This is a genomic window from Methanobrevibacter sp. (genome assembly GCA_022775905.1).
In the GTDB taxonomy this organism is placed as follows: domain Archaea; phylum Methanobacteriota; class Methanobacteria; order Methanobacteriales; family Methanobacteriaceae; genus Methanocatella.
In genome coordinates, this window is record JALFJX010000022.1 from 1 (window position 1) to 14,100 (window position 14,100).

A 14,100-nucleotide genomic window follows, 5' to 3' on the forward strand; every position below is an offset into this window, starting at 1 on the left:
GTATCAAATATATTCTTTCACATGTAAATTCCAAATATAGGGATAATGGTGTCAAATTATTTATAAAAAACCAAAAGAAAATTGATGAATTAGAAAAGAGATACTCCGAAGAAAATAGTATAAAAAATATTTTTAAAGGAATCTTTAGCAGTTCTGATTCCAGTGAAATTAAATCACTTGAGATTGAAATTGATGCCAGAGATAAAATGCAAAAGGCAAAAGATATCTCTTCAACCAAGGGCAATGCAGATTTACAGGAAGCGCGGAATTTACTTGCTGAAGCAAAAAATGATATCTCCAATTTTCTAAAAAATAAAAATCCAAAACAATATCATAATTTAATAAGTTTAAAAATTGAGATTAATCAGTTAGAAGAAAAGATTACTGAAAGAATGATTGATGCAGATAAAAATAGATTATTTTTGATTGATAGAAACAAATATTTAAATAATCAATTTGATGGAAAACCAGGAACTGATTTAAAATTACAAAAAGAAGATTCTGGAGATACCATTACAATATATTATGAAGATACGCCTATTGGTATAGTCTCTAATAACCTTAGCAGTGATTTTGAAAAGCTATTTTCCAATATTTCTGAACTCCAATATCTCCCAAAAGTTTCAGCTGCCAAATATTATCTTAAATACGGAAGATTTGAGATAATTGAGGTTGATGAAAATGCAATAAAAAAAGAAAGGGTAAGATTAAGGATAGAACAAGAAAAAATCTTAAATAACTATCCTAAAGAAGAACTAATCACAATCATTGACACAAGACAATATGAAAAATTTAAAAAAGGAATGAAGTTTACACTAAAAAAAGATTCCGATAATAAAAAGGCCGTTGATGCGATTGGAGTATATTTGGACAACAATAAAATAGGTTTTGTTGCTAATCGCGTAGCATCCAATTGCAGATTAACTACACTGGCCTGCCTCCTTAAAAATATTCCTGATGTTTGTCATGCAGAATATCTGATGAAATATGATGACAACTATCACATTGCTTGGATAATAAATAAATTAAAACCTGTTAACGATTACATATCCGAAAAGGAATATAATAAAGCTATTATTTATATTGATCATCTTTTAATCACTGAACATGATAATATAGATTACTGGACAATAAAATGTTCATGTTATGAAAAGCTAAACCAATATGAGGATGTTGATAATTGTTATGATAAACTCATTGAATTAGATTCAAATAATATTGGATATTGGAAGAGCAAGGCCTCTAATTTAACTGAAATGAAAAGATTTGACGAAGCAACGGAATGTTTGAAAAATGCATCAGCAATATTTCCAAATAACTCATCTCTTAAAACATTAATAAGAGAAACATTAAAATTAAAAGGAAAACATGAATTAAAATTAAAACAAGAAAAATCTTAAATAGTTATTCTAAAGATGATTTAATTACTATCGTTGAATTGGATGATAGTGATGTTGATTTTAAAGAAAAAATGGAATTTAAGCTAATAAAGGAATCAGATAACATATATGGTATAAATGTCATTGCAGTGTATTTAGACGCTAATAAAATTGGATATGTTGCAAATGGAGATAATGCAACCTGTGAGTTCACAACTGATGCAAATGACATTGAAGACCTTCCTGAAATTACTTATTCAAAATATATAATGAATTACTGTGATAGCTATCATGTTGCCAAGATAATAAAAGATAGATATATTAATCTAAGGCTGGCTAACAGGCATAAAAGGAAAGGAGAATATTCTAAAGCTTTGGACTGTTATAATGATGTACTTGAATTAAATCCTGATGATGAATATTCTTTGGAACGTAAAGCAGAACTTTTATGTTCATTAAAAAGATGGGATGAAGCACTTAAATGTTATGACATGATGGGCGACTGGAGTGGAAAAGCATCTGTTTTTATTGAAATGGGAAACTATGAAGATGCTTTTAACTGTTATGATGCAATAGATGACTTGTACGGTAAAGCAATTGTTTTAGTACATATGGGAAGATATGAAGAAGCACTGGAGTGTTGTGGTAAATTAGTTGGATCTCTAGGTTATGTTAGGAATCTAAGGGAAATAGGAAGATTATTGATTGATTTGGAAAGATATGATGAAGCTATTGAATGTCTTGATATGGCATTATCTGAATATCCTAATGAACATTCAGTTTTATCATTAAAAGAATATGCGCTGTCCTGTTTAGAAGAAGAAATTTTTGGCGGATAAAAGATTATTGAAAAAATTAAAAAAGGAGAATCTGCAGCCATAATAGATAGTAATTAGGTGGTAATGTGGAAGACATTGATTGTGTTAACAGATCCCAATATAGGCTAAAAGTAATGAAATCTTTAGATGGCGAAGTAAAGATTCCATCTGAAATAGCTAATGATACAGAAATATTTCAGAACCATATATCCAATACCCTTAGACAATTAAAGGAACATAAACTTATTGAATGTATTAATCCTGAAGTAAAAAGAGGCAGGTTGTACTGACTTACTGATAAAGGCGAGAGGATAATTAAAAAAATTAATTGATTAAATCTCTTAATATTAATCAATAGATGATTATTTAGAGGATAATGCAAATGAAAATAAAACTCAGATTTCAGGTATTGGTTTAATAAAGCTTCTGCTTTAGTTCGCCTAAAAAAATATGATGAGGCTATTGAATGTTTTGATAAAGCAATAGAACTTAATCCAAATCTGCATCTTCTTTGGTACTTTAAAGGTAAAGTATTAGTGGAATTAAATAGGTATGATGAATCAATTGAATATTTGGATAAAGCTTGTTCCATTGAACCTAATAATTTTCGGATATTGTTCACTATCGCTGAAGTATATTATAAATTAAAAGAATATGACAAAGCCATGGAATATGTTACAAAAGCAAAGCAACTAAATTCAACAGATTCTAGGGTGTTATTGTTAATTGAAAAAATTGAAGAAACACGAAAGAATTAATTTTAATGGGAGGATAATAAGATAATGAATTAATGCCAATAATATCCGGTGTAGTTGGACATTTATCTATTGTAACAACTGTATGTTCATTGATTTTTATATTGATTTTAATGATATATTATTCAAGAAAATGGGTTAAAAAAGATCTGGACAGTCAAATATTAAAACAAGAAGCAGTTAACTTACAGAATACAATTGAAAATGTACAATCAATATCAAAAATAGCTATTTTGAATGGTAGTCCTGGTAAATTCAACTGGACTACTGAAATATTTGAAATTTTAGAAATTGAATCAACTGATGGTCTGATTGATTATAATTTACTTTTAAAATATGCTACACAAGATTCAGTGGATTTAGTGTATGAAAAATGGGAATCTGCAAAGGATGCTGGACCTGGGGATGTAATAAATTTTGAAATAACATTAACAATTACTACTGGAAAAGGAACTAGAAAATATCTCAAATATTTCTCAAGTAATTATATTGAAACAGATTTTGAATCAAGAGTAATTAACGCATTTGTTGAAGATATTACTGATGAAATAGTAGCTTAAAAGAATTTGGAAAAATCTTTGGAAAATCAAAAGATATTAATTAAAGAGGTTCATCATCGTGTTAAGAACAACCTTCAGCTTATCAGAAGTTTCATCAGTCTAGAAAAAAGATTCCATCCGGGGGATTATGAGACAATTCTCAATGTTACTGAAAAGCGTATTAATTCATTGTCTTCAATCCATACCAGAATTTACAATCAGGATGATATGAATTATATTTTGATGCATCCATTTTTAAATGAATTGGATGATGCTTTGATGGAATTTTCACCATATACTGATATTAATTTCAATAGTGATGTTCCGGAGTATTTAGCATTCGCAATTGATACAGTTACTCCATTAACATTTAATTATTAATGAATTAACCACAAATTCTTTTAAATATGTATTTGATGATGCATCTGAAAATAAAACAATTTTTAAATCCTTGAAATTATTTGAAAAAGATGGTGAAGATTTCGTCAGGTTTGAATATAAAGATAATGGTAGAGGATTAAAAGATGAAAATGAATTTATTACATCAAAAAGTTTAGGTTGGCAAATCATCGGTTCATTATCTGGTCAAATGGATGGTGAATATGAAATAATCAATGAAAATGGATTTGGATTTATTTTGACATTTCCAATAAGATAATTTTAAAAAAATAAAAAAGTGAGAGATGGTGTTTTTAATAATTTATGTATAGGAAAATTTTTTTGAGGTTGATTTTGGTTTTATCAAAAATCCCATGATCAATTTTTCTCTATTGTGTGTTATAATGGAGGAAAGCATGTTTCATGTTTTTTGATTAATTTGCCATCTCTGAAAGATACAAATTTTGTACTTTCAATTAAAACATAGGTAATTAATATTTAAATGCTTTTGGTAACCATTCACTCACCATAAGTTGTTGATGATAAAAATTGGGGACAATGCATATTATTGAAAATTGTTAGTAATGATCTTTGTAAAAAAAATAAAAAAGTGAGAGATGGTGTTTTTAATAATTTATGTATAGGAAAATTTTTTTGAGGTTGATTTTAACTTAACGCTATATCAAAAAATTATTCTAAAAAATCCCATGATTAATTTTTATTATTATAGTGTGTTATAATGGAGAATAATAATGTTTCATGTTCATTTTTCTTAATTTCTTGATTTAATTTGCCATCTCTGGAAAGATACAAATTTTGCATCTTCAATTTAACATGGGCAGTTAGTATTTAAATTCTTTTGGTAACCTTTTGCTCACCATAAATCGGTAACTATATATGTATAAAAAATAATCCATTAATTAATAATAACTTTATTGGAGGTTTTATTATGAATGCAAATGCTCAACTAATGAATTTTCCAATTGATAATGTTATACAATTAATTAGGAAAAAATGGGTTGTTCAAATCATAAACGATTTGTTCTTTGGTAAAACTCGTTTCCATGAATTTAAAGAAAATAAACCTAAATTATCCAACAGAGTCTTAAGCAGTTGTCTTAAAGACATGGAAGATAATGGTTTAATTAAACGTATTGCAGACAAATACGACAAAAAGAATGTCAGGTATTATCTAACAGAAAAAGGTCAATCATTAAATAAGATTATTTATGAAATGGCAATTTTCAGTGTAGATACAGAAAATTACACGGACAAAACAAAAACTGAACTCAAATCGGTTTTCAAGGAAAAATTATTATAAATTTTTCTTAATTTTTTGAGGATTTATCATCCTCTTTTTTACTTATTTTTTTAAAAACTACTACTTTTTAATAGAAATTTTCCCTATTTAAGCATTACATTTAAAAAACAAGAAAATCATATTATATAATGATTAAAAAATTAGGGGACACAAAGTGTTAGATATAAAATTATTCAGAGAAAATCCAGAAATAATTATAGACTCTGAAAAGAAGAGATTTAGAGACACAGTAAATGTCGAAAAAGTAATTGAATACGATAATTTATGGAGAGAAGGAGAAAGAAAACTCAATGCTCTTAGAGCTGAAAAAAATAAATTATCCAAATCATTTAAAAAAGCAAAAGAAGAAGGTAACTTTGAAGAGGTAATTGCTAAATCCAAACAGGTAGCTAATGATATCAAAGAGTTAACTGCAAAAAATGCAGAATACCTTAAACTCAGAGATGACTATAGATACAAAGTAGGAAACCTCATTGATGATGATGTACCAATTTCTGATACTGAGGATGACAATGTGGTAGTGAGAACCTACGGTGAAATCCCAGAACATGATTTCGAACTCTTAAATCACGTGGATTTAATTAAGAAAATTGATGGTGCAGATCTTGAAACTGCAGCAGCTATTTCAGGAGCACGTTTCTACTACTTGAAAAGAGATATCTTGCACTTAAACTTGGCATTAATTCAATTTGCATTAGCAGAACTAGAAGCTGAAGGTTATATACCAATGCAAACTCCATTCTTTGTAAAAGGGGAAGTTGCAGCAGAAACCTCAGAACTTGGTGAATTTGAAGAAACTTTATACAAAGTTGAAAACGAAGACATGTACTTAATTGCAACTGCTGAACAAACATTAGCAGCACTTCACAGAAATGAAATCATTGCACCTGAAGACTTGCCATTAAGATACTGTGCACTTTCAACATGTTTTAGAAAAGAAGCAGGATCTCACGGAAAAGATACTTTAGGAATATTTAGAGTTCACCAATTTGAAAAAATCGAACAGTTCATTTATTCCACACCTGAAGATTCAAGAAACCAACATGATCACTTAATGGAAGTAACCGAAAGAATCTATCAAAAATTAGGTATTCCATACCAAGTAATAGCTATTGTATCTTCTGCATTGAACGATAATGCTGCTATCAAATACGATTTGGAAGCATGGTTCCCAGGTTCCAAAGCATTCAGGGAATTAGTATCCTGTACTAACTGTAAAGACTACCAAGCACGTAAAACAAAAACACGTTATGGAAGAGCAGGTTCTGGAGATGCTCAAGTTTTACACACTTTAAACAGTACAGCTATTGCAACAGAAAGAACAATGTGTTGTATTTTAGAAAACTACCAACAAGCTGACGGTAGTGTTAAAGTTCCTGAAGTGTTAGTCCCTTACATGAATGGAAAAACTGTTATTGAAGCTAAAAACTAGCTTCTCTTATTTTCTTTTTTTATTTTTTTTATAAATTTAATTACAGTGGTAATTATGATATTTTATTTTTCTGCAACCGGAAACTCACTTTATGCTGCAAAGACTATTGCTCAAAACCTTGGTGAGGACATTATTAACATTGCAACAATAATGAATGATTCTGATGCTGATTGTACATTCAGCTTAAAAAATGATGAGGTAATTGGTTTTATTTTCCCATTATTTGCATGGTCTGCACCTCAAATGGTGTTTGAGTTCATTGAACAGGTTAAATTTACTAACTATAATAACAATTATACATTCACAATAGCTACCTTTGGACAAAACATTGGTCGTTTTGATAATTTCATTAAAGAAGCATTAAATGATAAAAATATGAATCTAAACAGTGCTTTTTCACTTAACATGCCAAATAATTATATTATGGTTTGGGATGAAGCAAAACAGATTGATTGTCTAAAAAAAGCTGAAGAAAGAATTGGTAATATTTGTGAAATTCTAAACGAAAGAAAAGATATATTTGATATTGAAACTATAATCAACGGTTCCAAAGCATCTAAAGGAACTGGTGCTGAAGCTGCAGCGAACATGAACGAATGGTTCAACAATAGACTTCACGATCCATCTCAATTCTATGTTACTGATGATTGTGTTGGATGTAAATTATGTATTGAAGTCTGCAATGGTCAGACATTGACTTATCCTGATAAGAAGCCTGTTTGGGGAGATAACTGTTATAAATGTTTAGCATGTCTTCATGCATGTCCGAACAGAGCTATTCAGTTTGGTAAATTTACGGAATCCAATGGAAGATATAAAAATCCAAATATTGATATTGATGAATTGAAGATATTTAAATAAATTAAAAAGGTGTAATTATGAAAACAATTGTAATTAATGCAAGTCCAAGAAAAAAATGGAACACAGCAGAGATTATGCAATCTGCTCAAAAGGGAGCAGAATCTGTTGGAGCTGAAACTGAATATTTCAATTTATATGATTTGGTTTTCACAGGTTGCAGAAGCTGTCTTGCCTGTAAACTCAAAGAAAAAACAAAAGGTAAATGCTATTGGAGAGATGACTTAACTGATGTTATTGAAAAGATTTTGGATGCAGATGCACTTCTTATAGGTTCACCAATTTACTTTGGACAGCCTACAAGTGAATTCAGAGCATTGGTTGAAAGATTAATCTTCTGCATAATGTCTTATGATGATGGATCAAGCTATTACACCAGCAAAGTAAATGTTGGAATTTTCTATACTATGAATGCACCTTTGGACTTTTATGAGCAAGCTATGAAAGAAAGTTTATCCAGTACTGAATTTTTATTCTCATTTTTAAATGGTGAAATTGTTACTTATCCTGTCTGTGATACAATTCAGGTAAGTGATTACTCTAAATTTAATATGGCTGGTTTTTCACAGGAAGCAAAAGAAAAGCAGTGGATTTTACAATTCCCAAAAGATTTGGAAAAAGCTTTTGAGATTGGTGCTAATTTAAGTAAAAAGTGATTTTTTGAAAACTATTGTAATTAATGCTGGTCCTAAAAGAAAAGGATTGAATGCCCAAATTGCTAAATCTGTAGTTGATGGTGCTGAATCTGCAGGTAGTGAAGTCGAATATGTTGATTTATATAAATTTGATTTACATGGGTGCATGAGCTGTTTAATCTGTAAAAAGAAGGACCCTTGTAAATGTTACTGGAGGGATGAGGTTTCACCATTAATTGATAGAATTTTGGATGCTGATTCTTTAATCATTGTTGCACCTATCTTTTTTACAGAACCGACAAGTCATTACAGGGCTTTGATTGAAAGATTAATATTTTGTATTGTTTCATATGATGTTGGAAATGCATTTAAAGGTAAAATTAATGTTGGACTTATTTATACAGTTAATTACTCTAAAGATTACTTTGAAGAGTCAGTTAGACCACACCTGAAACAGTCTGAAGAATTATTTAAAATGCTAAATGGTAAATTTGAAATTCATACTTTTGAGAATATTTCACAGAATGCTTATTCTAAAGATGATGATATTTCATTAAAATCAAAAGAAGAGCAATTTTTGCATGATTTGGATGAATCTTTTGTAATTGGTGCTAGATTAAGTAATTAATCTATTATTTTTTTTAAAATTTTTGATGTATACATTTTTTAAAAATGAATACATTTATATACTACCTCATCACAATATTTAATTGTATACAAAAATGTATTTTGTAATACGACGGATGTGATAATATGACAAACCAAAAAAGAACTAGAAAATTTGCATTTGGAAACGAAAGATTTGGAGGATCATATACTCCAGGTGAATTCGAATTTAATTTTGCAGAAGACATGACTCGTGAAGAGTTTGAAAAAATGTTTACATCTAGAATGCAAGCTCTTCATAAAAGAGGAAATGATTTTGCAGAAGAAATGTTCGATTACAAGTCAAGAAAAGAAAATCTAAAACCTTTAAGTATTCGTGTTAAACAACATACTAAAGAGTTTTTCAAACAACAATCATTGTTGTCACCAAGAGAGGTGCTTGAAATGTATGAAGAATTTAATAATGGGAGTGAAGCATTCATTAACTCTCTACTTGAGGATGAAAAACAATTAGAGAAAGAGTTAGCTGAAATCCAGGAAAAATTACACAATGCAAAGTTATTCAAAGACAAATTATCTGAGATAAAACCTCAAAATGATGTTATGACAGATGAAGATAATTTGGTAAAACTACAAAACAGTTATCCGAATAGTGAAATAAAAACTATTGGAAATGAGACACCTGCTGTAAAAGCTAAAAGTGATATTATAAAAGATATTCAAATCTATAATACTCTTAAGGTTCAGTTATATGATAATCAGTATTTAGTTATAACTGTTTATACCAATGCTCAGCCAATTGCATATTATTTCAAAAATGAGTATTCAAATGAGGATATTAATGAGATTATTTCTAACATTGATAAATTCTGTGAAGAAAATAATATTGCATTTGTCAAAAGTGAAAATTAAGAGATTTAAACATTTCGGAAGTGTGTAAATGTGCTTTTTCACACTTCAATAATTTTTATTTATTTTTATACCAAATTATTAATTGGGCTTTGCCCTAAAGGCTTGGTTAATAATATGGTTATGGTGATGGTTAATTTTCGATGATTTAAATGCTATTTTTTACATTAACCAAGTCTTAATCACTTAAAAGGAAAGATGCTCCTTCAATAATTAAAACAATACCAATGATGATTGCTATGTATATTGGTTGGTTAAGTGCAAATACAGCAAGTGCGATTGAAACAATACCCATTAATAAAACAAGTATTGATGTAAAAGAAGATATTCTGTTTACTTTTGATATCAATCCAGTTATTCCAAATACAATCATGATGAATCCGACAATATAGAATTGGAATCCGACTAAGAATGAAATTGCATCAAGATAGAATATGAATGCAAATCCAAGTATTATTGTTATAATTCCTATGATTATTGTAATCAATGGTAATTTGCTTATGGAATTTCTCATGTTAAATCCGAAGAATGTCATGGTAATTCCAAAGAATAGTAAGCTTAACCCAACAATCACTGAAACTAAAGTTGATGAAAACATTGGGAATAAAATGAATATCAAACCAAGAACGATACTGAAAATACCTGCTAACTTTTCACTTTCCATTATTTCACCTCCGTAAAACTAATTATTTATATACCTAAAATGCTATTTATAATATATGTCTGATTTTGAAGAAATAATAAACACAAGAAGAAGTATTCGTCAATATCAAGATAAAGATGTTGATGATGATTTAATTTTAAAAATTCTCAAAGCAGGAATGCAGGCTCCTGGATCAAGATTGGGTGCTGAACCATGGGAATTTGTTGTAGTAAAAAACAAACAAACATTAGCAAAGCTTGGTGAAATAAAACCACGTGTAACTGGTGCGCCAGTTGCGATTGTTCTTGTTGCAAACATAGAAAGAGCTTTTTACAAGACTGTATGGCAACAGGATATGGGTGCTGCTGCTGAAAATATGTTGCTTGAAGCAGTCAATCTTGGATTGGGTGGTCTTTGGAATGGTGTTGCACCTGACGAAGAGAGAATGGGTCAAATTGGTAGGATAATTGGAATTGATGAGATTAGTAATCTAAAACCGTATTGTATAATTACAGTGGGTTATCCTGCAGATGGTTTGGAAAATAAGTTTATGGATAAATTTGATGAAAGTAGGATTCACTATGAAAAATATTAAATACGATTTTAAAAGTGTCATTGACAGACACAATACAAATTCCCTGAAATGGGATTATTTTGATGATGATATTCCAATGTGGGTAGCAGACATGGACTTTAAGGTAGCTCCTGCAATCACGGAATCTATTTTAAAAAGAGCTAATCATCCTGTTTATGGTTATACAGTTGTATCTGATGAATTATATGACTCATATATCAACTGGTGGAATAGAAGATATGACTTTAAAATGTCTCGTGAAGACATGTTATACTCAATAGGGGTAATGCCTTCAATTTCTTCCATGATTAGATGCTTGACAGATATTGGTGATGAAATATTGATTCAATCTCCAGTTTATCACGTGTTTTACTATGTGGTTGAGGATAATAACCGTAAAGTTGTAGAAAATGAATTGATTTATGAAAATGGTGAGTATAACATTGATTTTGATGATCTGGATGAAAAATTGTCAAAAGTAAAAATGATGATTCTCTGCAATCCTCACAATCCAATAGGTAAAATTTGGTCAAAAGAAGAATTGTCTAAAATCGGTGAACTATGCTGTAAACATGATGTTATTCTAATATCTGATGAAATTCACTGTGATTTAACTGATCCTGATGTTTATTACAATCCTTTTGAGGTTTCATCTGACTATGAAAAAGCAATAACCTGTTTATCTCCTTCAAAATCATTTAATATTGCTGGTTTTCAAAGTTCCATTGTTCATACAAAAAATAGTGAACTGTTAGAAATAATTAAAACACAATTGCATGTTGATAACTCAGATTCTACTAATGTATTTGCAACAACTGCAGTAATTGCAGCATATAATGAGTCTGAAGAATGGTTAAATCAGCTTAAAGATGAAATATTTGAAAATAAACAGATTGTTAAAAAATATTTAAAAGAAGAACTGCCAATTATAAAATTGGTTGAATGTAACTCAACATATTTATTATGGCTTGACTGCTCTGCGTTGAATGTTCCATCAAAAGTATTGTCTGGATTTTTAAGAGAAAATCAGGGACTGTTTTTATCAGCAGGAATTGATTTTGGAAAATCTGGTGATAACTTCTTGAGAATGAATATTGCATGCCCTCAAAAGTTATTAAAAGAAGGTTTGGGTAGGTTAAAAGCAGGAATAACTGCTTTAACTATTATAAAGTAATTTAGTAGTTATTGATAAAATCCTGTATTAACCAATCAGATATGCTTATATCTGATCCATATCTTATAATTTCTTCTTTTTTAAACCATTTTGCTTTTAGAATTTCATCACCATCAACTTTAATGTCTCCGGAATCATATTCTGCAGCAAATCCGAGCATTAATGAATTTGGAAATGGCCAAGATTGGCTTTTTTTGTATTCTAGATTTTTAATATTGATTCCAACTTCTTCTGAAACTTCTCTGTGAACTGCTTCTTCAATTGTTTCGCCAGGTTCAACAAATCCTGCGATTAGTGCATATCTTATTGTCTCATGGTAACTATGTTTTGCCATGAGTAATTCTTCACCATTTCGAATTGCCACAATAATTGCAGGAGCGATACGAGGATAATGCACTTGACCACATTCAGGACATTTTAACATCATGTCTTTTTCATCAAATTGAGTCTTTGTACCACATTTTCCACAAAATTGGTGGGAGATATACCAGTCATTAACTAAAACAGCCTTTCCTGCAATGTGGTAAAGATCATGATTAAGTTCATAAACATCTCTTAATTCATAAAATGATTCATTACTATTCACATTGACAACAAATGCCTTTTTGGTTTTATATATTCCTATATAGAAACAGAAATTCACATCAAAATTGTCTAAAGATTTAGGTAATTTTTTATCATTATCTAAAAATAATTCTCTTTTTTCATTAAAAATAAATAAATAATCATCATTTGAGGGTGTAATTGTTTCATCAAAATCAATTTGGTAATTTTCATAGAGGGACTTTTCAATCATGTAGATTAATATGTTTTTCAATTACTTAAAATTTATATTAGATTACAGACAATATTTATAATGTAAATTTAATAGGTGATATTATGGTATCTGAAAATATGGAAAAAGCATTAAACGCACAATTAAACGCTGAAGTTTACTCAGGATATTTATACTTATCTATGGCAGCTTACTTTGAAGATGAAGACTTAGCTGGATTTGCTAACTGGATGAGAGTACAAGCAAATGAAGAATTAGAACATGGAATGAAATTCTATGATTACATCATCAGAAGAGGAGCATCCGTTACTTTAACTGCAATTGAAGCACCACAAACTGAATGGGACAGCCCACTTGCAGCATTTGAACATGTTTTAGAACATGAAAAAATGGTAACTGGCCTTATTAATGATTTAGTAAACATTGCAATTGAAGAAAAAGATCACGCAACCAACAACTTCTTACAATGGTTTGTTGAAGAACAAGTCGAAGAAGAAGAAAACGCAATGGAATTACTCGCAAAAGCTAAATTAGCTGACGGCGATAACAGATTAATATACGAGTTAAACAAAGAATTAGCAACTCGTGTACCTTCCCAATCTCAAGACTAGATTTAATCTAGTCGATTTTTATTTTTTTAGGTATTTTTATGAATTATCCTGATGGTCCAACTAGCGAAGCTCAAATTGATTCAACTGATTATGACTCTGTACTGCTCGGTGAAAATGAATTAGGTAGTGTGTATGTTCATGGTCCTTTTGGAAACGTTGAATCAGATGTTAAAATAGCATATTTGATAGGAATGCATCCACTTGAAAGCAAGTCTCACAGAGCCTTGTTTGAAAAATTAATTGCTAGAAATGATTTAAATTATTGCTATTATTTGTATAATATAAATGTTTTAGATAAGACCAGTGATTCTGAAGGAAGGGATGAAGGCCAATTTTTGGCTCAGGAATTTGTTCAAAAAGACATCATTTCTAAAAATTATGATTTATTTTTAGATATTCACTCAAACAGAGGTCCTGATGGTCCTGGAGATTATATAATAACTAATTTTCTATTTGCTCCGGGATTTGATGATGAATCTATTGAGTTTATGGAAAAAATTCTTGCAGAAATTGAGGAAATTGTATATTATGCACCTGAATTCAGGTCAAGTCCTGCTTTTATTACAGAACCAACTGCAAAAGCCGGAATTCCAACACTGGTTTATGAATGTTATTCATCTGAACCATTTGATTTCACATTAAAATTAGCAGAAAAATTAATTTCTGTTGTTGATAATTTATTTTAATTCTAAA

Annotated in this window: 19 protein-coding genes; 17 read left to right on the forward strand and 2 right to left on the reverse strand. The window is 29.6% G+C overall.

The features are described 5' to 3' along the window. From MR875_06215 to MR875_06275, 13 genes are all read left to right on the forward strand, one after another. The coding region (locus MR875_06215; GenBank protein ID MCI6994427.1) for a hypothetical protein at positions 1-1,400 on the forward strand (1,400 nt) is incomplete at its 5' end. A 38-nt stretch (positions 1,401-1,438) separates the two neighbouring features. Further along, positions 1,439-2,218 (forward strand): tetratricopeptide repeat protein, encoded by a 780-nt coding sequence (locus MR875_06220; protein MCI6994428.1) that lies wholly within the window; start codon positions 1,439-1,441, stop codon positions 2,216-2,218. A 65-nt stretch (positions 2,219-2,283) separates the two neighbouring features. After that, positions 2,284-2,487 (forward strand): transcriptional regulator, encoded by a 204-nt coding sequence (locus tag MR875_06225; GenBank protein ID MCI6994429.1) that lies wholly within the window; start codon positions 2,284-2,286, stop codon positions 2,485-2,487. A gap of 246 nt (positions 2,488-2,733) precedes the next feature. Continuing rightward, positions 2,734-2,955 carry a tetratricopeptide repeat protein gene (locus MR875_06230; GenBank protein MCI6994430.1) on the forward strand — a complete coding sequence of 74 codons (222 nt, stop codon included), beginning with the start codon at positions 2,734-2,736 and terminating at the stop codon, positions 2,953-2,955. 32 nt (positions 2,956-2,987) lie between these two features. Then, positions 2,988-3,512 carry a hypothetical protein gene (locus MR875_06235; protein ID MCI6994431.1) on the forward strand — a complete coding sequence of 175 codons (525 nt, stop codon included), beginning with the start codon at positions 2,988-2,990 and terminating at the stop codon, positions 3,510-3,512. Between the two features lie 6 nt (positions 3,513-3,518). After that, positions 3,519-3,872, forward strand: a complete 354-nt coding sequence (locus MR875_06240; protein ID MCI6994432.1) for a sensor histidine kinase — start codon at positions 3,519-3,521, stop codon at positions 3,870-3,872. 70 nt (positions 3,873-3,942) lie between these two features. After that, complete coding sequence (locus MR875_06245; protein ID MCI6994433.1) at positions 3,943-4,149, forward strand: hypothetical protein; 207 nt, start codon at positions 3,943-3,945, stop codon at positions 4,147-4,149. A 669-nt stretch (positions 4,150-4,818) separates the two neighbouring features. After that, positions 4,819-5,190, forward strand: coding sequence for a helix-turn-helix transcriptional regulator (locus MR875_06250; GenBank protein ID MCI6994434.1), 372 nt, complete (start codon positions 4,819-4,821; stop codon positions 5,188-5,190). 154 nt (positions 5,191-5,344) lie between these two features. Next, positions 5,345-6,622 (forward strand): serine--tRNA ligase, encoded by a 1,278-nt coding sequence (gene serS / locus MR875_06255; GenBank protein MCI6994435.1) that lies wholly within the window; start codon positions 5,345-5,347, stop codon positions 6,620-6,622. A 54-nt stretch (positions 6,623-6,676) separates the two neighbouring features. Continuing rightward, positions 6,677-7,483 (forward strand): EFR1 family ferrodoxin, encoded by an 807-nt coding sequence (locus tag MR875_06260; protein ID MCI6994436.1) that lies wholly within the window; start codon positions 6,677-6,679, stop codon positions 7,481-7,483. Between the two features lie 17 nt (positions 7,484-7,500). Continuing rightward, a complete protein-coding gene (locus MR875_06265) occupies positions 7,501-8,136 on the forward strand; it encodes a flavodoxin family protein (GenBank protein MCI6994437.1) in 636 nt (211 codons plus the stop codon). Positions 8,137-8,140: 4 nt separating this feature from the next. Further along, a complete protein-coding gene (locus MR875_06270) occupies positions 8,141-8,743 on the forward strand; it encodes a flavodoxin family protein (protein MCI6994438.1) in 603 nt (200 codons plus the stop codon). Between the two features lie 125 nt (positions 8,744-8,868). Further along, complete coding sequence (locus MR875_06275; GenBank protein MCI6994439.1) at positions 8,869-9,633, forward strand: hypothetical protein; 765 nt, start codon at positions 8,869-8,871, stop codon at positions 9,631-9,633. Between the two features lie 175 nt (positions 9,634-9,808). Here the strand turns inward: MR875_06275 and MR875_06280 are convergent, their stop codons facing one another. Further along, positions 9,809-10,294: a DUF308 domain-containing protein gene (locus MR875_06280; protein ID MCI6994440.1), complete on the reverse strand. Its 486-nt coding sequence runs from the start codon at positions 10,292-10,294 to the stop codon at positions 9,809-9,811. Positions 10,295-10,349: 55 nt separating this feature from the next. Here MR875_06280 and MR875_06285 point away from each other — a divergent pair, with 55 nt between their 5' ends. Both MR875_06285 and MR875_06290 read left to right on the forward strand, forming a co-directional pair. Then, entirely contained in the window at positions 10,350-10,868 is a 519-nt protein-coding gene (locus tag MR875_06285; GenBank protein MCI6994441.1) for a nitroreductase family protein, read from the forward strand. Then, positions 10,855-12,021 carry a pyridoxal phosphate-dependent aminotransferase gene (locus MR875_06290; protein MCI6994442.1) on the forward strand — a complete coding sequence of 389 codons (1,167 nt, stop codon included), beginning with the start codon at positions 10,855-10,857 and terminating at the stop codon, positions 12,019-12,021. Before MR875_06285 ends, MR875_06290 begins: the two co-directional genes overlap by 14 nt. 1 nt (position 12,022) lies before the next feature. On the opposite strand, the gene nudC is transcribed toward MR875_06290, so the two are convergent. After that, positions 12,023-12,838 carry an NAD(+) diphosphatase gene (gene nudC, locus MR875_06295; GenBank protein MCI6994443.1) on the reverse strand — a complete coding sequence of 272 codons (816 nt, stop codon included), beginning with the start codon at positions 12,836-12,838 and terminating at the stop codon, positions 12,023-12,025. 62 nt (positions 12,839-12,900) lie between these two features. Between nudC and MR875_06300 the strand changes: the two genes are divergently transcribed. Continuing rightward, entirely contained in the window at positions 12,901-13,407 is a 507-nt protein-coding gene (locus tag MR875_06300) for a ferritin (protein MCI6994444.1), read from the forward strand. Positions 13,408-13,445: 38 nt separating this feature from the next. Further along, positions 13,446-14,093 carry an adhesin gene (locus MR875_06305; protein MCI6994445.1) on the forward strand — a complete coding sequence of 216 codons (648 nt, stop codon included), beginning with the start codon at positions 13,446-13,448 and terminating at the stop codon, positions 14,091-14,093. The last annotated feature ends 7 nt before the right edge of the window (positions 14,094-14,100 follow it).

Bases quoted from the DNA above. Each gene is read 5' to 3' on its own strand.
- MR875_06250 (MCI6994434.1), top strand. From the start codon at position 4,819: ATGAATGCAAATGCTCAACTAATGAATTTTCCAATTGATAATGTTATA.
- MR875_06265 (MCI6994437.1), top strand. From the start codon at position 7,501: ATGAAAACAATTGTAATTAATGCAAGTCCAAGAAAAAAATGGAACACA.
- MR875_06260 (MCI6994436.1), top strand. From the start codon at position 6,677: ATGATATTTTATTTTTCTGCAACCGGAAACTCACTTTATGCTGCAAAG.
- MR875_06300 (MCI6994444.1), top strand. From the start codon at position 12,901: ATGGTATCTGAAAATATGGAAAAAGCATTAAACGCACAATTAAACGCT.
- MR875_06290 (MCI6994442.1), top strand. From the start codon at position 10,855: ATGAAAAATATTAAATACGATTTTAAAAGTGTCATTGACAGACACAAT.
- MR875_06305 (MCI6994445.1), top strand. From the start codon at position 13,446: ATGAATTATCCTGATGGTCCAACTAGCGAAGCTCAAATTGATTCAACT.
- MR875_06275 (MCI6994439.1), top strand. From the start codon at position 8,869: ATGACAAACCAAAAAAGAACTAGAAAATTTGCATTTGGAAACGAAAGA.
- MR875_06280 (MCI6994440.1), bottom strand. From the start codon at position 10,294: ATGGAAAGTGAAAAGTTAGCAGGTATTTTCAGTATCGTTCTTGGTTTG.
- MR875_06285 (MCI6994441.1), top strand. From the start codon at position 10,350: ATGTCTGATTTTGAAGAAATAATAAACACAAGAAGAAGTATTCGTCAA.
- MR875_06235 (MCI6994431.1), top strand. From the start codon at position 2,988: ATGCCAATAATATCCGGTGTAGTTGGACATTTATCTATTGTAACAACT.